Annotated in this window: 20 protein-coding genes; 10 read left to right on the top strand and 10 right to left on the bottom strand. The window is 65.6% G+C overall.

Annotation, left to right across the window (positions count from 1 at the left end; translation table 11 throughout):
- Nucleotides 1-13 precede the first annotated feature (13 nt).
- The 5 genes from nuoD to NA11_RS08075 all read right to left on the bottom strand — a co-directional run bounded on the left by nuoD (nucleotide 14) and on the right by NA11_RS08075 (nucleotide 4033).
- The gene (nuoD, locus tag NA11_RS08095; RefSeq protein WP_245745772.1) at nucleotides 14-1396 is read right to left on the bottom strand and encodes an NADH dehydrogenase (quinone) subunit D; all 1383 of its coding nucleotides are present in this window, start codon (nucleotides 1394-1396) and stop codon (nucleotides 14-16) included.
- On the bottom strand, nucleotides 1396-2166 hold the full coding sequence (locus tag NA11_RS08090; RefSeq protein ID WP_174567666.1) for an NADH-quinone oxidoreductase subunit C: 771 nt from the start codon (nucleotides 2164-2166) through the stop codon (nucleotides 1396-1398). The genes nuoD and NA11_RS08090 overlap by 1 nt, the downstream gene beginning before the upstream one ends.
- Nucleotides 2163-2717 carry a NuoB/complex I 20 kDa subunit family protein gene (locus NA11_RS08085; RefSeq protein ID WP_069161140.1) on the bottom strand — a complete coding sequence of 185 codons (555 nt, stop codon included), beginning with the start codon at nucleotides 2715-2717 and terminating at the stop codon, nucleotides 2163-2165. The genes NA11_RS08090 and NA11_RS08085 overlap by 4 nt, the downstream gene beginning before the upstream one ends.
- A gap of 35 nt (nucleotides 2718-2752) precedes the next feature.
- Nucleotides 2753-3121, bottom strand: a complete 369-nt coding sequence (locus NA11_RS08080) for an NADH-quinone oxidoreductase subunit A (protein ID WP_228540775.1) — start codon at nucleotides 3119-3121, stop codon at nucleotides 2753-2755.
- Between the two features lie 501 nt (nucleotides 3122-3622).
- Complete coding sequence (locus NA11_RS08075; protein WP_069161138.1) at nucleotides 3623-4033, bottom strand: Rv3143 family two-component system response regulator; 411 nt, start codon at nucleotides 4031-4033, stop codon at nucleotides 3623-3625.
- 239 nt (nucleotides 4034-4272) lie between these two features.
- On the opposite strand from NA11_RS08075, the gene NA11_RS08070 reads away from it, so the two are divergent.
- Genes NA11_RS08070 through NA11_RS08055 form a run of 4 tightly spaced genes read left to right on the top strand, consistent with a single transcriptional unit; the run spans nucleotide 4273 to nucleotide 8417 of the window.
- Nucleotides 4273-5814 carry a hypothetical protein gene (locus tag NA11_RS08070; protein ID WP_084654335.1) on the top strand — a complete coding sequence of 514 codons (1542 nt, stop codon included), beginning with the start codon at nucleotides 4273-4275 and terminating at the stop codon, nucleotides 5812-5814.
- 4 nt (nucleotides 5815-5818) lie between these two features.
- A complete protein-coding gene (locus NA11_RS08065) occupies nucleotides 5819-6262 on the top strand; it encodes a hypothetical protein (protein ID WP_069161136.1) in 444 nt (147 codons plus the stop codon).
- Entirely contained in the window at nucleotides 6259-7854 is a 1596-nt protein-coding gene (locus NA11_RS08060; RefSeq protein WP_069161135.1) for an FHA domain-containing protein, read from the top strand. Before NA11_RS08065 ends, NA11_RS08060 begins: the two co-directional genes overlap by 4 nt.
- A gap of 29 nt (nucleotides 7855-7883) precedes the next feature.
- Nucleotides 7884-8417, top strand: coding sequence for a hypothetical protein (locus tag NA11_RS08055; RefSeq protein WP_069161134.1), 534 nt, complete (start codon nucleotides 7884-7886; stop codon nucleotides 8415-8417).
- Nucleotides 8418-8438: 21 nt separating this feature from the next.
- On the opposite strand, the gene NA11_RS08050 is transcribed toward NA11_RS08055, so the two are convergent.
- The 3 genes from NA11_RS08050 to NA11_RS08040 all read right to left on the bottom strand — a co-directional run bounded on the left by NA11_RS08050 (nucleotide 8439) and on the right by NA11_RS08040 (nucleotide 10778).
- A complete protein-coding gene (locus NA11_RS08050; protein WP_141717471.1) occupies nucleotides 8439-8831 on the bottom strand; it encodes a hypothetical protein in 393 nt (130 codons plus the stop codon).
- A 198-nt stretch (nucleotides 8832-9029) separates the two neighbouring features.
- Complete coding sequence (locus NA11_RS08045; RefSeq protein WP_084654333.1) at nucleotides 9030-10145, bottom strand: hypothetical protein; 1116 nt, start codon at nucleotides 10143-10145, stop codon at nucleotides 9030-9032.
- A 195-nt stretch (nucleotides 10146-10340) separates the two neighbouring features.
- Complete coding sequence (locus NA11_RS08040) at nucleotides 10341-10778, bottom strand: DoxX family protein (RefSeq protein WP_069161132.1); 438 nt, start codon at nucleotides 10776-10778, stop codon at nucleotides 10341-10343.
- Nucleotides 10779-10986: 208 nt separating this feature from the next.
- Between NA11_RS08040 and NA11_RS08035 the strand changes: the two genes are divergently transcribed.
- Both NA11_RS08035 and NA11_RS08030 read left to right on the top strand, forming a co-directional pair.
- A complete protein-coding gene (locus NA11_RS08035; protein ID WP_069161218.1) occupies nucleotides 10987-11382 on the top strand; it encodes a S24/S26 family peptidase in 396 nt (131 codons plus the stop codon).
- Between the two features lie 184 nt (nucleotides 11383-11566).
- Nucleotides 11567-11782, top strand: a complete 216-nt coding sequence (locus NA11_RS08030; protein ID WP_069161131.1) for a DUF1918 domain-containing protein — start codon at nucleotides 11567-11569, stop codon at nucleotides 11780-11782.
- Nucleotides 11783-11860: 78 nt separating this feature from the next.
- Here NA11_RS08030 and rox read toward each other — a convergent pair whose 3' ends face one another.
- Entirely contained in the window at nucleotides 11861-13333 is a 1473-nt protein-coding gene (gene rox, locus NA11_RS08025) for a rifampin monooxygenase (protein ID WP_069161130.1), read from the bottom strand.
- A 791-nt stretch (nucleotides 13334-14124) separates the two neighbouring features.
- Here rox and NA11_RS45535 point away from each other — a divergent pair.
- On the top strand, nucleotides 14125-14676 hold the full coding sequence (locus tag NA11_RS45535; RefSeq protein WP_167837594.1) for a hypothetical protein: 552 nt from the start codon (nucleotides 14125-14127) through the stop codon (nucleotides 14674-14676).
- Nucleotides 14677-14702: 26 nt separating this feature from the next.
- Here NA11_RS45535 and NA11_RS08015 read toward each other — a convergent pair whose 3' ends face one another.
- Nucleotides 14703-15578, bottom strand: a complete 876-nt coding sequence (locus NA11_RS08015; protein ID WP_245745771.1) for a LysR family transcriptional regulator — start codon at nucleotides 15576-15578, stop codon at nucleotides 14703-14705.
- Between the two features lie 377 nt (nucleotides 15579-15955).
- Between NA11_RS08015 and NA11_RS08010 the strand changes: the two genes are divergently transcribed.
- The 3 genes from NA11_RS08010 to NA11_RS08000 are packed head-to-tail and all read left to right on the top strand — an operon-like array spanning nucleotide 15956 to nucleotide 18888.
- Nucleotides 15956-17398, top strand: coding sequence for a form I ribulose bisphosphate carboxylase large subunit (locus NA11_RS08010; RefSeq protein WP_069161128.1), 1443 nt, complete (start codon nucleotides 15956-15958; stop codon nucleotides 17396-17398).
- Between the two features lie 16 nt (nucleotides 17399-17414).
- On the top strand, nucleotides 17415-17837 hold the full coding sequence (locus NA11_RS08005) for a ribulose bisphosphate carboxylase small subunit (protein ID WP_069161127.1): 423 nt from the start codon (nucleotides 17415-17417) through the stop codon (nucleotides 17835-17837).
- Nucleotides 17827-18888 (top strand): AAA family ATPase, encoded by a 1062-nt coding sequence (locus NA11_RS08000; protein ID WP_084654331.1) that lies wholly within the window; start codon nucleotides 17827-17829, stop codon nucleotides 18886-18888. Before NA11_RS08005 ends, NA11_RS08000 begins: the two co-directional genes overlap by 11 nt.
- The last annotated feature ends 4 nt before the right edge of the window (nucleotides 18889-18892 follow it).

Below are 18892 nucleotides of genomic sequence, written 5' to 3'. Positions count from 1 at the left end.
CGCGATGCTTCTTTCATCGGTCCACTCCACCCATCACGGGGTCGATGCTGGCGACGGCCGCGATGACGTCGGCGACCATGCCGCCCTCGCAAGTCGCCGCCACCGCTTGCAAATTGGTGAACGAGGGGTCGCGGTAGTGCACCCGGTAGGGCCGGGTGCCACCGTCGCTGACCATGTGCACACCGAGCTCGCCGCGCGGCGATTCGACAGCGGTGTACACCTGGCCCGCGGGCACCCTGATGCCTTCGGTGACGAGCTTGAAGTGATGGATCAGCCCCTCCATGGACTTGCCCATGATCTTGCCGATGTGCTTGGGGGAGTTGCCGAGTCCGTCCGGGCCGAGCTGCAGATCGGCGGGCCAGGCGATCTTCTTGTCGTCGACCATCACCGGGCCGGGGCGCAGCTTGTCCAGGCACTGCTCGACGATCTTGAGCGACTCCTTCATCTCGTCCACCCGAATCACGTAGCGGCCGTAGCAGTCACAGCCCGTGGTGGTGGGGATGTCGAATTCGTAGTTCTCGTAACCGCAGTACGGCTGGGACTTGCGCAGGTCGTGCGGCAGGCCGGTGGCCCGGAGCACCGGGCCGGTGATCCCGAGTGCCATGCAGCCCTGCAGGTTCAGGTAGCCGATGTCCTGCGTGCGCGCCTTCCAGATGGGATTGGAGGTGAGCAGCTGCTCCATGTCGTGCAGCCGCTTCGGCATCAAGGCAAGCAGCTCACGGACTTTGGTGACGCCGTCGTCGGGCAGGTCCTGCGCGAGCCCGCCGGGCCGGATGTAGGCGTGGTTCATCCGCAGACCGGTGATGGTCTCGAACACGTCGAGGATCAGTTCGCGTTCCCGGAAGCCGAACAGCATCGGGGTGAGCGCGCCGAGCTCCATGCCGCCGGTGGCCAGCGCGACCAGGTGCGAGGAGATGCGGTTGAGCTCCATGAGCATCACCCGAATGATGTTGACGCGCTCCGGGATTGCCTCGGTGATGTCAAGGAGCTTCTCCACTGCGAGGCAGTACGCCGTCTCGTTGAAGAACGGTGAGAGGTAGTCCATCCTGGTGACGAAGGTGACGCCCTGGGTCCAGTTGCGGAACTCGAGGTTCTTCTCGATTCCGGTGTGCAGGTAGCCGATTCCGCAGCGCGCCTCGGTGACCGTCTCGCCTTCGATCTCCAGGATCAGCCGCAGCACGCCGTGCGTGGACGGGTGCTGCGGTCCCATGTTGACGACGATGCGTTCCTCGCCAGCGCCACGCAGGGCGTCGGCGACCTCTTCCCAGTCCTGTCCTGCGACGGTGACAACGTTCGGTTCCGGCGCGGTGTCGGTGACATCGCCCCGAATGTCGGTGTTGTGCCCACCCGTCACCCGGCCACCACCCCTCACGGAATCGCTTCGCGATGCAGTCATTAGTTGTAGGCCCTCCGCTCGTCGGGCGGGGGTATCCGCGCGCCCTTGTACTCGACCGGGATCCCGCCGAGCGGGTAGTCCTTGCGCTGGGGGTGACCGCGCCAGTCATCGGGCATCAGGATGCGAGTGAGCGAGGGGTGCCCGTCGAAGATGATGCCGAAGAAGTCGTAGGTTTCCCGCTCGTGCCAGTCGGTGGTCGGATACACGTCGTACAGCGACGGGATGTGCGGGTCGGCATCCGGCGCGGACACCTCCATGCGCAGCCTGCGGTTGTGCGTGATGGACATGAGCGGATACACCGCGTGCAGTTCGCGGCCCGCGTCCTCCAGGTAGTGCACGCCGCTGACGCCGAGGCAGAGCTCGAAACGTAATGCGGGATCGTCACGTAACGCTTGGGCGACGGTCACCAGATGTTCCCGGTGCACGTGCAGGGTCAGCTCGCCGCGGAAGACGACGATCTTCTCCAGTGCGGTCTCGAGCCGGGTGCCGACGGCGCCGAGTGCGGTGCGCAGTGCGTCGACGAGCTCGTCGAAGTAGCCGCCGTAGGGTGCTGGCGTGCTGCCGGGCAGGCTGACCGGGCGGACCAGGCCGCCGTAGCCGGAGGTGTCACCGGAGCCGGTGACACCGAACATGCCGTGGCGCACGCCGATCACCTCGGCGCCCGCGCCCGACTGGTCCTCCGGCAGTGTGCCTTCCGGGCCAGCGGTGGCGGCCGCGTCGATCTCGTCGTGCGCGGTCACGGTCGTGTCATCGCTCGAATCGAAGGTCATTTCAGCAGACCCTCCATCCGGATGGTCGGCGTCGAGGCGAGCGCGGCCGCTTCGGCAGCGCGCACGGCTTCTTCACGGTTGACGCCGAGTGGCATCTCCTGAATCTTTGCGTGCAGTGTCAAAATCGCGTTCAACAGCATCTCCGGCCGCGGCGGGCAGCCGGGAAGGTAGATGTCGACCGGCACCACGTGGTCGACGCCCTGCACGATGGCGTAGTTGTTGAACATGCCGCCCGATGAGGCGCACACGCCCATGGCGAGCACCCATTTCGGTTCGGTCATCTGGTCGTAGACCTGCCGCAGCACCGGGGCCATCTTGTTGCTGACCCGGCCCGCGACGATCATCAGATCGGCCTGCCGCGGCGAGGCGCGGAATGCCTCCATGCCGAAGCGGGCGATATCGAAACGGCCTGCGCCCGTTGCCATCATCTCGATGGCGCAGCACGCCAGACCGAAGGTGGCTGGCCACAGTGAGCCCTTACGCAGATAACCGGCGAAATCTTCGACCGTGCTCAGCAGAAAACCGCTGGGCAGTTTTTCCTCGAGACCCATATCCGACTAACCTTCACTTCCACTCGTTGCGGCCGTCACTCCCAACTCAGGCCCCCACGCCGCCATTCGTAGGCGTAGGCGACCGAGACGTTGAAGATGAACAGCGCCATCGCGGCGAGACCGAACAGACCGAGCGCATCGAAGTGGACTGCCCACGGGTAGAGGAACACGATCTCGATGTCGAAGATGATGAACAGCATGGCGGTGAGGTAGTACTTCACCGGAAAGCGTTGGCCCGTCACGTTTCCCGGGCCGCCCGCGATGGCATGCGGTGTCGGCTCGATACCGCACTCGTATGCCTCGAGCTTGGCCCGGTTGTACCGTTTGGGGCCGACGAGAGCCGCCATGATGATGGTGAACACCGCGAACGCCGCAGCGACCGCACCTAAAACCAGAGTTGGCATCTCGATATTCACGACTGCACTTCCCCTCCTTGCGCGCTGGAGCCTGCGGGTGGGTCGTCCGTTGCCGGACGGCAGCTTCCGAGGCGGGCTGACGTCGTTGTCCGCCTCGGCCAGACACGCCTCATGGCCTGCGCTCTAGGCGGGGAATTGGCTGTGCCCGCACTGTGAGCTAGGGCACAGCCTACAACTGATCGCTCTGAGTGCTACGCGATTGACTGCTGCGTTTGATCTAATTCGTGACTTCGATTCATGACTGAAACGGGGGTAATCCCGCGTGTTGTCACGTGACGTTGGTTGACCGGCCAGTCGGTTACCCGAAAGTGTCGCTGGTACCGACGTTTTCGGCATCGCGCGCAAACCTGCCACGGGTCGCCGACGGCGACATCGCCGCAACGCCGGTAGCAGTACCGAACGCAGCGTGCCCGCCGGATTCCTGTTGGATCCGACGGGCACGGCTTGGAGGCGACTGATTAATACACAGTCTGCATGAATGGGGGTGGGTCAGGCTGCTGAACGATTGCGCAGCACTCCGACGACCGCCTCGGTGAGACGGATCGGATCGATCGGATGCGAGACCGCGGCCTCGGCCCGCGACCACTTGGCGAGCCAGGCGTCGTCCGGGCGTCCGGTGAGCACGAGCACCGGTGGGCAATGGTCGATCTCGTCCTTGAGTTGCTTGGCGATGCCGAGCCCGCCCGTCGGCGCTGACTCACCGTCGAGGATGGCGAGGTCGATGCCGCCGGCGTCCATCTGCTCGATCACCACGGGGCCGGTGGCCACTTCGAGGTAGTCGAAAGCCGGTAGTTCGGGGTGCGGGTGTTTGCCAAGTGCCAGCATCACCTGGCGCCTGGTATCGGCGTCGTTGCTGTACACGAGGACCCGCAGAGGGGTGGAACGGATCGCGTCGGCCACGATCGAATGCTACGTCGGCGATGCGGGTGCGCGTGGCATCTTCCGCCACATCCCCTGCGCGCGTCGCGGTCGGGGCTGGTCGCTGCGCTTCCGGGCGCTGCGCAACGGCAGTCGGCATCCGAACCCTGTCGGGTTCGAGGCAGGCGTCCGGAGTGTCCGACCGCGCGTCACCAGCGATGTGCCGCTGCACCAAGGTGATCACAAGTAATCGGAAAGAATCTGCCGGTAGAGTGCGGAAAATGCGGGGAGATCTGACCCAGGTCCTCGTCGAAACCGACGTGTGGACCGATGAAATGCTCGACCGGGCCGGAATTCCGGTGATAGATGTGCCGTTCGTGACGATCGGCAGTGGGATAGGTTCGTTCGTCACCTATGACACGCTCCGAATCTTCGGAGTGCCCGCAGCGTCGATGGCGGTGCTGGGTCCACAGGAATACCCGTGGGCGTCCTACGAATATCTGACGCGGGTGTCGCAGATTCCGCGCGGCGAACGACTGCGCAGTGACTCGGCTTCCGAACCGGACAACATGTGGGGCTTCCCGTCGTACGCGGTGCGGGAAGCCATCGCGGACAAGACGATCAAGCCGCTGTGGAACGTGCTCGTCGAGCCGATCTTCGCGAACTATTACACGCCGAAAGCCGGGCAGGCGTTCGTCGGGATGGAACGCGAGTTCCGTCGCATCGGGTATGCGAGCTCGTTGCATCGCGGGCAGGTTCGCATGGTGCGCAAGCGCCACGGCGGTGGGTATTTCACGATTCTCACCCCGCCTGCCGGGTCGACGCCGACCAAGCGGCTGGCGTTCCGCAGCATGTATGTGCATGTGGCCGTGGGCTATCCAGGGCTGAAGCTGCTGCCGGACCTGCAGGAATACCGGGAAGCGCATCGCGATCCGACGCGGGTGGTCAACGCGTACGAGCCGCACGAGCACGTCTATCAGGCGTTGCAGCGCAGGCCGGGGACGGTCCTGATCCGCGGCAGCGGGATCGTCGCGAGCCGGGTGTTGCAGCGGCTCATCGACGATCGGGATCGGTTGCAGTTGAACACGCAGATCCTGCATTTGTTCCGCACCTACGTGGCCAAGGCGCACGGCAAGAATATGTTCAACCGGCGCAAGGGCGCCGACGGGTGGGCGTATCAGGGATTCAACTATCCGAAGTCGGTGTGGGGCGGGCAACTCAAGCAGAAGATGCGCACGCTGCAAGGAGAGCAGCGGGCGGAGGCGTACAAGGAGATCTCGGGGACCAATACGCCGATCCGGTACGGGTGGCAGGAACAGTTGCGCCGCGGGCGTAAACAAGGCTGGTACCAGGTGATGGCGGGCACCATGCGCGCGCCGCGGCCCGCCGAAGGACGGCAAGGTGTTGTCGCGACGATCATTCCGGACACCTCGGCGCCGTTGCCGACTCCGCCGCCGACCCAGCCGTTCGACACGACAGTCGACTACATCATCGACTGCACCGGGCTCGAAGCCGACATCCGCGAGCACCGGTTGCTCGCCGATCTGCTCGATCACGCTGGTGCCGGGCGCAATCCGGTGGGACGGCTCGACGTGGACACGACATTCGAGCTGATCGGCACCCGAAGTGGCACCGGACGCATCTATGCATCCGGTAGCGCGACCTTGGGTGGACCGTTCGTCGGGGTCGACACCTTCCTCGGTTTGCAGATCGCCGCGCAGGAGATCGCGGACGATCTTGCGGCGCTGGGGTTCTGCCGCAGGATGGGTCCGTTGCGCTCGACAAGCCAGTGGTGGTCATGGGTTACGAACAAGAAGATCTGAGCTGATGCTTCCTACCTTGAACGGGCGAATCCAGACCCGTGTGCTCGCGCTCGGCGTGATCGGCTGCTTTGTCGCACTGATCATCACGCCGTTCCTCCCGACCGGATCGCTGAGTCTCGGCCAGGCCTATCGGGTCACATTGTCGATCCTGCTGGCCACCGTTCTGGTCGGCGTGCTGTGGGAGTTGCTCTACCATTTTCTACAACAGTTTCGCTGGGAAAAGGACTGGCCAACCCTGTTCGGTCTGCTCACCATGGTCAACGAGGGGGCGCTCATGTGGGTGCTCGTGCGCACGACGACCATTGTGCTGCCCGAGACGCTGCGTCCGTCGCTGACCGCGTTTCTCATTCAGTTCATCCTCACCTGGATCGTGTTCTGGCTCATCGTGAACGGGCCGATGCGGGTGGTGTTTCATCGGTGGCGTTTTCAAGGTGGCAGGTTCTTGTGAGCAGACAGATCGAAGTACTGGCCGGACGGCACCTGGTTGCCGGATCCGGCGGTGTGATCGTGGTGGTCGCGCATCGGCTCGAGACCGCGGTGACGGCGGATTCGATCGCGGCGCGCACGATGACGGCGTTGCTGGACATCGTGGGGCAGGCGGCGTCCAACGAGCCGCGGCGCAGCGGGCGGACGGTGGCGCGGTTGGCCACCAACTGGTTGATGGGGTTGGCGAACGGGGACGAGGACGCGGTCGAGTTCGGGGTGATCACGCCGGGGGACAGTGGGATCGCGGTGTTCCTGCACGGTGGGGTGTCGGCGGTGCTTGCGGGGGCGGAGCGGTCGCAGGTGTTGCGGGGGCGGGAGGCGGGGTTCACCGTTGATCGGGTGGTGATGCCCGGGCCGGAGGTCGGGGCCGGGTTGTTCGTCGACGAGGTGGGGCGCGAGGTGGAAACGTTGCCCGCGCGTGGGGTTTTCGGGTTGGGGGATGGGACGGTGCCAGGGGCCGGGGCGGTGTTGTGGTTCGCGGGGGCTGACGTTTCGCCGGTCGAATCGCCGGTCGCGGAGTCGCAGCCTGCGTCGGAGCCTGCGCTGGATCTGCGCAAGAGTGATGAATCGTCTTATGCGGCAACGATGCTCGACGCAGGGTCGGGGAGTGCGCCGGTGGTGTCGCGACCGGAGCCCGCCGAGGTGCCTGTCGCGTCACCTGTTTCGGGGCCGAGGCCGGTCGTGGATGTGCCCCCGGCGCGCGTCGTCGTGTCGAAGACATCGGCTGAGAGTGCTGCGGAAGACGTTCCGGCACGCAGTCCGAGCGTGACGCCTGCCGAAAGCATGCCGCACGCGAGCGCAGCGCCGCCGCACGGGCCTGCTGCGGGTTCGCCGCGCCCGACTCCCGCATCGCATACCGGACCGCAGCCGCAGGAAACGCCGTATCCCGGCACCGAACAACCCTCGGACCGTCCCAGCGATTCCGGCCCGCTGGCCAGCGTGCACGAATTCGCGCCGGACCACGACTATCGGCCACCCGCCGACGAAGCCCGCACGCCTGTCGATCTGGATGAAACCAGGATCGCCTCGGCGCTGACCTCCCGCATCCTCGACACCGACCCGCCCGAGCCAGGCCCGGGCGTGGTGATCAAGGGATTCAAGTGCGCCCGTGACCATCTCAACGATCCGCGAGTCTCCTTCTGCGCGGTCTGCGGTATCCGCATGGACCAGCTCACCTGTGTCCTCACCGACGGTGTCCGCCCACCGCTCGGGGTGCTGCTGCTGGACGACGGCACCTCCTTCGTCCTCGACAACGACTGTGTCCTCGGCCGCGAACCCGAACATGCCGAAGCGGTCGTCTCGCGCGGCGCCCGGCCCGTCCGTCTCGAAGACCGATCCGGTGGCATGTCGCGCGCCCATGCCGAAATCCGGCTCATCGATTGGGATGTCACGGTCGTCGACGGCGGGTCCACCAACGGCACCCATGTCCGCCAACCCGCCCATCAGGACTGGACCCGCGCGATCCCGGGCCACCCCGTCAAACTGACCCCCGGCGCGCAGGTTCAACTGGGCAGTCGCGTCGTCACGTTCGACTCTCAACACGGTCAGCTGTAAATTCTCTCGGGTCTACTACGCTCGGTCGCATGACAGCGATCACGCGTTTCGGCGCCGGTCGCCGAGGTGCGTGGGCGGCTCTGCTCGCGGGCGTGAGCGTCCTCGGTGTGCTGGAAGTGGGCGTCCTCCACCTGGTGGTCGGCGCCTACGCGCCACCGCTCGCCGCCCTGGCCGTCGATCTCGTCTTCGGAATACCTACCGCTGCACTGCTTGTCGCGATGGCGTCGCCCCTCTGGAGTTCCCATCGGTTGGACCGGGAACGGCTGCGGCTGCGGTTCGGCTGGCTCGCCGGCATCGATATCCCGCTGCGCGTCATCCGCGACACCGCCACCTATCACCCGACTGCGCGTCAACCCGCCCAAACCGGTCTGGATTTCGACGCCGACTCGGCGACCCTATTGCTCGTTCGCTCTTCGGCTTCCGCGCTCGTCCACATCGACCTCACCGAGGAAGTCCCCGCCCGCACCCAGGGCTGGCGTCGAGTCGTCGCCCGCGCGATCATCGTCAGCGTCGACGACGCCGACGCATTCCGCGCGGCCGTCGACCGAGCGCGAAGCGACTAGACGAGAACCGGAATGCTGCTGTCAACGCACCACGCACGCGCTGCCGAGGTTGACGCCGGTGCCCACTTCGATTACCGCCCATTGTGATCCGTTGTAGGACCATGCCTGCACGTAGTGCGTGCCCGTCGCGGTTGGCGTCCAGGTCGAGGTGCCGGTACCGGTAGCACCCAGCGAGAACTGTGGCGTGCCGAAGGTGGCGGCGTTGCTGTCGTAGAGCCACACGTATTCGTTCGCGCTGCCGGTGACCGTGACGGTGTACGCGCAGGTGGTCCCGTGTTTGCCGCCGCCGAGATCGATGCTGCTCGCAGAGGACACCGTCACGCTGGTGACGTAGGCCGAAGCATCTGGCGCGGTCCACAGCAGCGCCGCCAGCGCAGCCAGAGCGAAACCGGTGACGGCTGATTTCCGGACCATGTCGATCATCTCCCCGAGGAACGGACGAATGCGTCGTTAGCGCCGCACACTGTCAGTGTCGGCGCAGCAGAAAGGCGACACGCGAGTATCGGCCTACTTTCTCCGAAATCGATGACCTACCAATCGGTTTCCGTCGCCCGCGTCAGCCCGATGACCGGCTGCAATGCGAGTTCGGTTGCCGCCCATGAGGAGGGCGACCTACCGAGCGTCCGTTGCGGGAGGATCGGCGAAGACTTGCAACGGAAATCGCGGTGCGAGTTCTTCGGCCAGAAAGGCGATTCGACGGTCACCGTCCGTCAGCGCAGCACGGGCGACGTCGGTCCAGTCTGGTCGATTGAGCAGGGACAGGAAGGCATCTCGGATTCGCTCGCGCCGACCGATCACCCAATTCGCGTGTTCACTCTCCGCCTGATCTACGTAGCTCGCCAGCATCGCGGCGAGGTAGTACCGCTCCACTGTCGGTGCCAGTCGGCCGACCTGCTCGGCATACGCCTCGAGCACCGCCCCGGCGGGGGGATAGGACCCGAGCGTCTGTCCCATGCCCTTGCTGTCCGTCATGAGCAACAGCACGCTGCCGGTGTGGTCGATCAGCTCGTCGTCCGGGTCGGACTCGGTCAATGCGGTGTGCAGGTAGGTGGCGGTGGCGATCTTGCCTGCGATGTACCGGTCGAGATAGTCACCGCCGAGGCCATGGCGCAGCAACCAAGAGCGCTCCGCTGCACTGGGCGACCTGCACAGGGATTCGATGACATAGACCCGATCCCAGCCTGTCACCCGAGCGGCCAGCCACAGCTGTGCTGCGGACCCGCCGAGCCGCCGATCGAGGGCGTGCGTGGCGAGTGCGCCGAAATTGTCCAGCAGCCCGATCGTTCGGATCAGCGACATGTCCTTCCTCTTGAAGCTGGTGGCCAGCAAGGCAAGTCCGATGCGGACCGCGCACCGATCACTCGCGTTCCGCACGAGCCACCGGCCGGTCCTCCTGACCCGCACCGGATCGGCTCGACCTGCGGCAGCCTCGATGTGTACGTTGTGATGGATCGGCACATATACGTCGTGAAACGCCTCGGCCAACTCGCTGGGGTCCGCCGTCGGTCTGGCGAAATGGGTGTCGAGCACGGCGGCGGCCGCGGCGCCCGCGCGGGGCCCGTGCTCCGGCATCGTCATGCCCCGACCCGCGGGATGTCGCTCGTCGTCGGGGAACGGACAACCGCCGTCCGGAAGTGGCGAGCCGGGATTCGCGCGGCGTAGCCGAAGGGCATGGTCGAACAGGGCAATCCGGGATCCGAGCGCTTCTCGCTCGGGTGTCTCGCTCATCGGCGGACGACGGACTCGATTCTTTCGATCATGAATCTCATCCTGCCATCACCACCGCCAGTGGGAACAACCATCTTTCGTCGCCGCGCTCGCTGGGATCGATCGCCGCCAACCCCGACAAGCGATCGATCCGGTACACGCACGAGTGGCGATCGGTGGGTTGGCCACCGATCGCCGGTCGTGCTCAGCGGTGTGTCATCGCGAGAGCGTGTTGCGCAGGTCGGTGAGGGTGGCGCGGCGTTCGTAGGCGATCCAGGCGAAGATCACCGCGAGTACCAGCGGGAAGATTCCCATCGCGGGCTTGTCGGCGATGAAGGCCTGGGTGGCTGCGGCGAGCACGGTCAGGACCGACAGTCCTGCTGCGGCCAGGGCGCTGAGTCGTGGCACCATCAGCCCGATGCCGCCTGCGACCTCGACGACGCCGATGAAGATGAGCAGCCCGAGGGGGATGGTCAGGTTTTCGGGGGCGTTGTCCATCAAGGTGTTCGGGATGACGAGCTTGGGTCCGCCGGAGGCGATGACGAAGAACAGGCCGAGCACGATCTGCAGGGTCCACAGGACGCGGTTGCGGATCTTGCCAGGGCGGTAGGCGGCGTCGTCGGCGAAGTGGGCGGTGGGGTTGGCGGTGGTCATTGCTGGTCCTTCTGGTCGGTCGCGCCGGGTTGGTAGCGCGTTCACCAGATAGGACGGAGCACCGTCACAGAACTCATCGCTGCCCGCAAAGTTTTTCCGAACCTCCGGGGCTCGAGATTCACCGCGGGCGCGAGAGTTCCGACGAACCGCCAGGGGGTCGGAGAAATTCCATGGACATCATTTCGAGGGCTCGCGCATGCTGTCGTCCGTGGGGAAGATGGATGTTGTTGCGGCCAGGGTCGCCGCGGGCGGTCTCGTGGAGTTCCGGTCGACGGGCTCCTCCATGGTACCGCTGATCCACAGCCGAGACTTGGTTACCGTCGCGCCGGTGGATCCGACGAAACTCGAGGTCGGCGATATCGTCCTGGCGAAAGTCGCGGGAACCGTCTACCTCCATCTGATCTCGGCGCTGGACGTCTCCCGAGGACGAGTGCAGATCAGCAACAACCGGGGCCGAGTCAACGGCTGGACCAACCACGACAGAGTCTTCGGAATCTGCCTCGCCGTCGAGGGCGTATCGCGACCCGGCGCGAAGAAGAAAGTTCGGCAATCGCCGCCTCGAAGTGGCGATGCCGGTGCAGATTTGCCGAATTCGGAGTCTTGATCGCGCCACCGCGTTTGTGGTGTCGCACAATCGCTTGTCAGCGCGCCGCAGGTCGGTCGGGTTTCGTTGGGGTGCTTGGTGTGTCGAGTGTGCGAACAGTGGCCGAAAACGGCCGAACTACACCATGCGAGTCGTACCGTTTTCACTCGACAGATCAGCGCTCCGGGGGACGAGGAGGCTACTCGTGCAAGCATCAGTGGGTGACCGACTACTCCTGCGCGGTCACATTGCCGGCCAACAGGATCGACAGGCTGAAGTCATCGAGGTGTTCGGCCCCAACGGCACGCCACCCTATCGGGTGCGGTTCGAGGACGGCCACGACACCCTCATGTCGCCAGGGCCGGACACGCTCGTGCACCATTTCCCGACCGCGGGCGAAAGCGCCGGTGCGATTCCCTGAATGACGGCTTCGTTGCCTGCGGCCCCTGATCTCGACCCGAGACGGACCCATTCGCCCGTCTCGGGTATTCGGGTGAAATCAGTTGGCGGGCTTGCCGAACCAGCGGGCGAGGTGGTCGTTCAGGTCGTGCTGGTGCTCGCCGATCCAGGCTACGTGGCCGTCGGGTCGTAGCAGGACGGCCGGAACATCCAGTGCCGCAGTCGGATCCGCGATGTGATCGACCCGATCCGACCAGCCGTCGGCGGTGAGGCGTTCGGTGCGGTCGAGGACGAGGCCGCGGCCGCGACGCAGCCGGTCGTAGAGGCTGCCCTGTTTCAGGTCGATGTCGGGCAGGCGGCGGCCGAGCAGGTCGGGGCCTGCACCGAAGTCGTAGCGGATGCCGATCGCGGTGATCTTCTCGATCAGGTAGCGGTTCACCTCGTTGAAGTCCATCAGTTCGGTGAGCAGCCTGCGCACGGCCTGCGGGCCGGGTTCGGTGGACTGCAATTCCATCTGCGCGCGGGTGTTGTCCAGTACGTCAGCGGCGACCGGATGGCGTTCGGCGTGGTAGGTGTCCAGCAAGGTGTCCGGTGCCCAGCCGCGGATCTGCGCGGCCAGCTTCCAGCCGAGATTGACTGCGTCCTGAACGCCGAGATTCAGGCCCTGACCGCCGGTGGGCGGATGGATGTGCGCCGCATCGCCTGCCAGCAGCACCCGTCCGACCCGATAGTGCTCGACCAGCCGGGTGGCGTCGCCGAAGCGGGACAGCCAGCGCGGGGAATGCACGCCGAAATCGGTTCCTGCGACGGCGCGCAACCCTTGTTTGAAGTCGTCGAGGTCGGGTGGTTCCGCACCTGCTCCCGCGGCAGGGACGACGACACGGTAGACCTCTGCGCCGAAGGGCGCGAGACTGAATACCTTGTTGGTCTCGCGTATTTCGGCGACTTTGGCGGCGATTTCCGCCTGCGGCACACCCACTTTCAGCTCACCCATCAGCGTCTCGGTTCGCGAGGGCTCGCCGGGGAAACCGATGCCGAGCAGTTTGCGCACGGTACTGCGCGCGCCGTCACAGCCGATGAGGTACCGCGACCGCAGGCGTTCCCCGGCAGCGAGCTCGACGCTCACCCCCGTGTCGTCCTGCTCGAAACCGACCACCGCACAACCGCGTCGGACCTGCGCGCCTAGCGCGAGCGCATGTTCTGCGAGCACTTGATCGATGACAGGTTGCGGAAGGCCGAGCAGATAGGCGTGCGCGGAATCGAGGCCCTCGGGTACGGGTTTGGCGATGGCGGCGAAGAAACCTGCCGCCGGACGTTGTCTCCCGCGTTCGAGCAGACGATCGAGCAGTCCGCGCATCGCCATCAGCTCGAGACTGCGAATATGCAGACCGACGATGCGGACGAGCGAGGTCGGCTCGGTTTCCTTCTCCAGCACGAGGACTCGCACGTCGTGCAACCGGAGTTCGGCGGCCAGCATGGCGCCGGTCGGCCCGCATCCGGCGATGATCACATCGACGTCGGGGGAAGTGTTCGACGACGGAGAACCCGTCGATGATTCAGAGGTGAATTGCATGGTGTTGCCCTTCGGGATCGCCTGGTTCAGGCGCTCCCGGCGACACCTACGTCAATCGCCCGACCGTGCACACGAGTGGGGGCACCCACATAGTTGTTGCGTTCATGGGTCTCACCTCCTGGCGTGTTGTCACGGTCTGGAGGACGCTAGCAACCCGGACCTAACCCCGTCCACCCTATTTCCCGCCGCCCAGTCGAGCGCCGCATCGGCGCCTTCGGCAGGAACGATGCGGGTCGGGTTTGGCGGTTTCTAGAGTTGGTCGGTTGATCACTGGGAACTGGTGGCGGCATCGCCCGAGAAGCCCCCGCCACCAGTTCCCACTCGGTGCGAAACCACCCACTCAATCCCGCATTCTGGGATTGCGGGCCCTTCGCCTCCGTGGCTGACTCCGTCCGAGGTCTCGAGATCCGCCCCTCGCTGCGTATCGGCACCACTTGCGCTTCTCGTAGGCGATTTGACGGAGGAAACCTGCTTTTGACTCATGCTGCTGCAATAGGGGTCAACCTCCGCTACGGTCGCGTCGCCTCGGCGATGGAATCTCGCTGTCTCCGAGCTGATTCGCGGCCACCCGAGGAGTCGGGGCACCGGGTTCCCTGGCTGTGCCGGGCTGCTTTGTGCCGATAGCCTTTCGGCATCGGGATCGAGAAGCCTTGGGCGGCAACGGGTTGCGACGACCGATGTCCTGACCGCGTCGGAGGGGGCCCTGCGTTCAATGAAGCCTCGTCCTGAACAGAGTCAGCTCTGCCTGGCGCAGACAGCGCCACGATCGTGATTCACACATGGAGGAACTCATGTCGAATAATGACGGCACACCTGAGGTGTCCCGGAGGGCGATGCTTCGTGGAATCGGTGCTTCGGGGGCGGTAGCCCTGGCCGGCGCCGTGGTCCTCGGCGGGACCGGTACGGCGCAGGCTGCCCAGGACGGCTGGCTCTGGTGCAACCTTTGCTCGGGCTTGTGGTACGGCAGACACGACACCTACGGCACCTGTCCTGGCAACAGTCTCGGACACCGCGGCGTACACAGCGGCATCTACACGCTCAAGTACAGCTCCGACGGCGGTGGCGGGCAGGACGATTGGCGCTGGTGCCGCACGTGTGAGGGTCTCTGGTACAACGGACACCCCTCGAACGGCGTCTGCCCGGCGGGCGGAGCGCACACTCCCTGGGGGAGCGGCAACTACCTGCTCAGCTACAGCCCCAACGGCGGGGGCCAGGACAACTGGCGCTGGTGTTTGCAGTGTGAAGGCCTGTGGCACGCCGGAGGGGCGGGGACAAATCGCTGCCCCGCCGGCGGTGGGCACACTTACTCTGGCAGCGGCAACTACATCATCCCGAAAAACTGACGCAGCCGAGGAGGTCGGGGCGGGGTTCAGGCGGGGTGGAACGCGTCGGGCCCTACTTCGGCGGGGTCGCAGATGTGGGTGAGGAACAGGCGGGTGGAGGGGGTGGGTGTGCGGGTGGTGATGGCATGCCACGGGCGATCCATCGGGGTGCCGGTGACCGGGAGTAGTTGGAGTACACCGGATTCGAGGTCATGGGAGATGGCGTCGCTGTGAATGAGAGTGACCCCGAGACCTTCCCGCACGGCGGCGAGGACAGCGCCGTGGCTGCCGAGCGTGAGGGTGGGTGGGGTGATGTCGAGGTGGTCGAGCAGGGAGAGGGTGGCGTCGCGGGTGCCGGAGCCGCGGCCGCGCAGCAACCAGGTGGTGCGGAGCGGGTCGGGGCGGTGTTCGACGGCGCCGACGACGACGAGTTGGCTGGGACGGCGAGCGCGGATGACGAGCCCGGTGTTGCGGGGCGGGCGGCCCGCGATGACGAGATCTGTTTCGTGGTGCTGTAATTCGAGGAACAGGACGTCGCGGGGATGGACGGACAGGCTCAGTTCGATATCGGGGTAGCGGTTGCGGAACGAGGCGAGGGGCCGCAGGAGCACGTACTCGCCCGCAGTGGCGACGACCCCGATACGTAATCGCCCGGTTTCGGCCTGTTGCACCGCGGCGTGTGCTTCCTTCATCAGCCCGAGAATGCTGCGGCAGTAGTCGGCGTAGACGCGCCCCGCCTCGGTGAGTGCGATGCCGCGCCCGGATTTGGTGATCAGCTTGGCGCCCAACTGTTTTTCGATGTGCGCGACGGCCGCGGACACGGCGGCCTCGGTGATGTGCAGCTGGGTTGCGGCGCGCCGGATGCTGCTCAACCGTGCGACCACCAGGAAAGTTTCCATTCTGGCCGCGCTGACCGCTCCCATCTGCCGACGGTAGCAAAACTTCGACCGCGACTCTGGTGCCATAGGAATTGGTGGCGCAGCCAGGTCGCTGATCTGTGGAAACATCGCTGCTGTAAAGGGTCCATCCGACCGCGGCGCGTTGAACCCCCTTCCGCGCCGCGCTCGAGCACCCCGGGGTGGTGCGCGCTCCGGGGTGCTCGTGGCGGTTTCGGAAGTTTTCCGCCGCGAGCACCCCCATATACCCGGTCGACGACTCCGCGAAACCTGACTCTTTCCTTGTCCTTTCGCAGGAACAATCAAATTGTTTGTTGTGAACGCTGCCGTCATTCTGGAATTCGCAAGGCGCACAACCCGACCCGGGTTCGAGCGTCCCGCAGTACCGACCGCCAGGAGGAACGATGGCCGAAGCGACCGAGCGGGACCGGTGGGATCCGGGTGTTCAATCGTATGCGTCGATGGGATATTACGCGCCGGACTATCAGCCGTCGGATACCGATGTGCTCGCGGTATTCCGGGTCACCCCGCAGCCGGGGGTCGATCCGATCGAGGCGGCCGCCGCCGTCGCAGGCGAATCCTCAACGGCCACCTGGACGGTGGTGTGGACCGACCGATTGACCGCGCACTCGAAGTACCAGGCCAAGTGCTACCGGATCGTCGAGGTGCCGGGCAGGCAGGGGGAGTACTTCGCCTACATCGCTTACGATCTCGACCTCTTCGAAGAGGGCTCGATCACCAACCTGACGTCCTCGATCATCGGCAACGTCTTCGGGTTCAAACCGCTGCTGGCCTTGCGCCTGGAGGACATGCGCATCCCGGTGGCCTATGTGAAGACATTCCAGGGCCCGCCGCACGGGACGGTGATGGAACGCGAATATCTGAACAAATACGGCAGGCCCTTGCTCGGCGCGACGGTGAAGCCGAAACTCGGTCTGTCGGCGCGCAATTACGGCCGTGTTGTTTATGAGGCATGTAAGGGCGGCCTGGATTTCACCAAGGACGACGAGAACATCAACTCGCAGCCGTTCATGCGCTGGCGCGACCGCTATCTGTTCGCCATGGAGGGTGTGAACCGCGCGATCGCCGACACCGGTGAGATCAAGGGACACTACTTGAACGTGACCGCGGCGAGCATGGAGGACATGTACGAGCGGGCCGAGTTCGCCAAGGAACTCGGCAGTGTCGTGATCATGATGGACCTCACCGTCGGCTACACGGCGATGCAGTCGATGTCGCACTGGGCACGGCGCAACGGCCTGCTGCTGCACCTGCACCGAGCCGGCCACGGCACCTTCACCAGGCAGAAGACGCACGGCGTCAGCTTCCGGGTGCTGGCCAAGTGGTGCAGGCTGATCGGCGTCGACCATCTGCACGCAGGCACCGTCGTCGGCAAGCTGGAGGGCGATCCGGCGACCACCCGCGGCTTCTATGACACATTGCGGGAGAACCACATTCCGGAAAATCTCGGCAACGGCATCTTCTTCGACCAGGATTGGGCGAGTCTGCCCGGTGTGATGCCGGTCGCGTCCGGCGGCATCCACGCAGGCCAGATGCACCAACTGCTCGACCTTTTCAGCGACGACGTGGTGTTGCAGTTCGGTGGCGGCACCATCGGGCATCCGCTCGGTATCGCCGCAGGCGCGGAGGCCAACCGGGTAGCGCTGGAGGCGGTGGTGAAGGCGCGCAACGAGGGTCGCGATCTGCTGAAGGAAGGTCCCGACGTGCTGCGCAAGGCGGCCGAGATCTGCCGTCCGCTCGAGGTCGCGCTCGCGACCTGGGGTGATGTCACCTTCGAGTACACCTCCACCGACGCACCCGATGCGGTGCCGACGGCGACCCGCTGACCCGACTGGAGCCGATATGTACCTGCGTCACGGAACCTTCTCGTACCTGCCCGAATTCACCGATGCGGAGATCGCCGCGCAGGTGCGGTACGCGCTGCTCAACAGCTGGCCGGTGTCGATCGAATACACCGACGATCCGCACCCGCGCAACGCCTACTGGGAGATGTGGGGGCTGCCGTTGTTCGATCTGGACGAGCCGGACGGTGTGCTCGCCGAGATCAACGCTTGCCGGTCGACTTTTCCCCGCCACTACGTCCGAGTGCTCGCCTACGACGCGCGCTACACCAGGCAGACGACAGCGCTGAGCTTCCTGGTGCAGCGCCCGGCCGACGAACCGGGATTCCTGCTGACCCGGCTCGAGGGACCGGACCGTCAGCAGAAGTACGGCTTCCACTCCTATGCCACCGAAAGCCGCCGGGGGCAGCGGTATGGCGGCTGAGCCCAACGGTTTCCGACTACACCGGCCAGGCACCGGCGACGGCAGGCCGGTGCGACCCGAGCCCGCCGAGGAGGCGCCGGAGACCTTGGCCGACGACGCACTGCTCGACCTGTCCACCGACATCGCGGGCAACGATGTCGAGGAGACGTTGAGCAGGCTCGACGCCGAGCTCGTCGGCCTGGCGAATGTGAAGCGCAGGGTGCGTGAGATCGCCGCCCTGCTGCTGATCGACCGGGCGCGTGAACGTTTCGGGTTGAGCTCGACCCGACCGACCATGCATATGAGCTTCACCGGCGGGCCGGGCACCGGCAAGACCACGGTCGCGCTGCGCATGGCCGAAATGCTGCATGCACTCGGCTACATCCGGAAACCCAAGGTGCACACCGTTACTCGCGACGACCTGGTCGGCCAGTTCATCGGCCACACCGCGCCGAAGACCAAGGAGGCGCTGGCCAAGGCGGCAGGCGGGGTGCTGTTCATCGACGAGGCCTACTACCTGTTCCGCCCGGAGAACGAGCGGGACTACGGGCAGGAGGTCATCGAAATCCTGTTGCAGGAGATGGAAAGTGAGCGCACCAGCCTGGTCGTGATCTTCGCAGGCTATCCGGACCGGATGGAACGCTTCTTCGCCGCCAATCCCGGCCTGTCCTCGCGCGTCGCCCATCATCTGGAATTCGCCGACTACACCCACGCCGAACTGCTCGGCATCGCCGAACTCATGGTGGCGCGGGAGAACTTTCACTTCGACGAGGCCGGGCACGCCGCCTTCGCCGAATATCTGGAGCGGCGGATGACGCGGCCGCGATTCTCGAACGCCCGCAGCGTGCGCAACGCGCTGGATCGGTGCCGGTTGCGGCAAGCCAAGCGCCTGGTTGAGCTGCACCGCCCGCTGGCCAAACCCGAACTGATGACGCTGACCGACCGTGATGTGTACGGCAGCAGCGTGTTCGGTGACGAGCAGGGCGGACGGGAGCCGGTGGGGTCGGCGCACGCGGGGGAGCAGTCGAACATCGCACCGCCGGACGGACCGACCGCGCGGGCCCCAGCGTAAAACG

The organism is Nocardia altamirensis NBRC 108246 (assembly GCF_001612685.1).
Classification (GTDB): domain Bacteria; phylum Actinomycetota; class Actinomycetes; order Mycobacteriales; family Mycobacteriaceae; genus Nocardia; species Nocardia altamirensis.
Note: the sequence above shows the minus strand (reverse complement) of the source record. Positions and strands in the feature narration are given on the sequence as shown.

Coding starts and splice junctions, on each gene's coding strand:
- nuoD (WP_245745772.1), bottom strand. CDS start 1,396: ATGACTGCATCGCGAAGCGATTCCGTGAGGGGTGGTGGCCGGGTGACG.
- NA11_RS08090 (WP_174567666.1), bottom strand. CDS start 2,166: ATGACCTTCGATTCGAGCGATGACACGACCGTGACCGCGCACGACGAG.
- NA11_RS08085 (WP_069161140.1), bottom strand. CDS start 2,717: ATGGGTCTCGAGGAAAAACTGCCCAGCGGTTTTCTGCTGAGCACGGTC.
- NA11_RS08080 (WP_228540775.1), bottom strand. CDS start 3,121: ATGCCAACTCTGGTTTTAGGTGCGGTCGCTGCGGCGTTCGCGGTGTTC.
- NA11_RS08070 (WP_084654335.1), top strand. CDS start 4,273: ATGCGGGGAGATCTGACCCAGGTCCTCGTCGAAACCGACGTGTGGACC.
- NA11_RS08065 (WP_069161136.1), top strand. CDS start 5,819: ATGCTTCCTACCTTGAACGGGCGAATCCAGACCCGTGTGCTCGCGCTC.
- NA11_RS08055 (WP_069161134.1), top strand. CDS start 7,884: ATGACAGCGATCACGCGTTTCGGCGCCGGTCGCCGAGGTGCGTGGGCG.
- NA11_RS08050 (WP_141717471.1), bottom strand. CDS start 8,831: ATGGTCCGGAAATCAGCCGTCACCGGTTTCGCTCTGGCTGCGCTGGCG.
- NA11_RS08045 (WP_084654333.1), bottom strand. CDS start 10,145: ATGAGCGAGACACCCGAGCGAGAAGCGCTCGGATCCCGGATTGCCCTG.
- NA11_RS08040 (WP_069161132.1), bottom strand. CDS start 10,778: ATGACCACCGCCAACCCCACCGCCCACTTCGCCGACGACGCCGCCTAC.
- rox (WP_069161130.1), bottom strand. CDS start 13,333: ATGCAATTCACCTCTGAATCATCGACGGGTTCTCCGTCGTCGAACACT.
- NA11_RS45535 (WP_167837594.1), top strand. CDS start 14,125: ATGTCGAATAATGACGGCACACCTGAGGTGTCCCGGAGGGCGATGCTT.
- NA11_RS08015 (WP_245745771.1), bottom strand. CDS start 15,578: ATGGGAGCGGTCAGCGCGGCCAGAATGGAAACTTTCCTGGTGGTCGCA.
- NA11_RS08010 (WP_069161128.1), top strand. CDS start 15,956: ATGGCCGAAGCGACCGAGCGGGACCGGTGGGATCCGGGTGTTCAATCG.
- NA11_RS08005 (WP_069161127.1), top strand. CDS start 17,415: ATGTACCTGCGTCACGGAACCTTCTCGTACCTGCCCGAATTCACCGAT.
- NA11_RS08000 (WP_084654331.1), top strand. CDS start 17,827: ATGGCGGCTGAGCCCAACGGTTTCCGACTACACCGGCCAGGCACCGGC.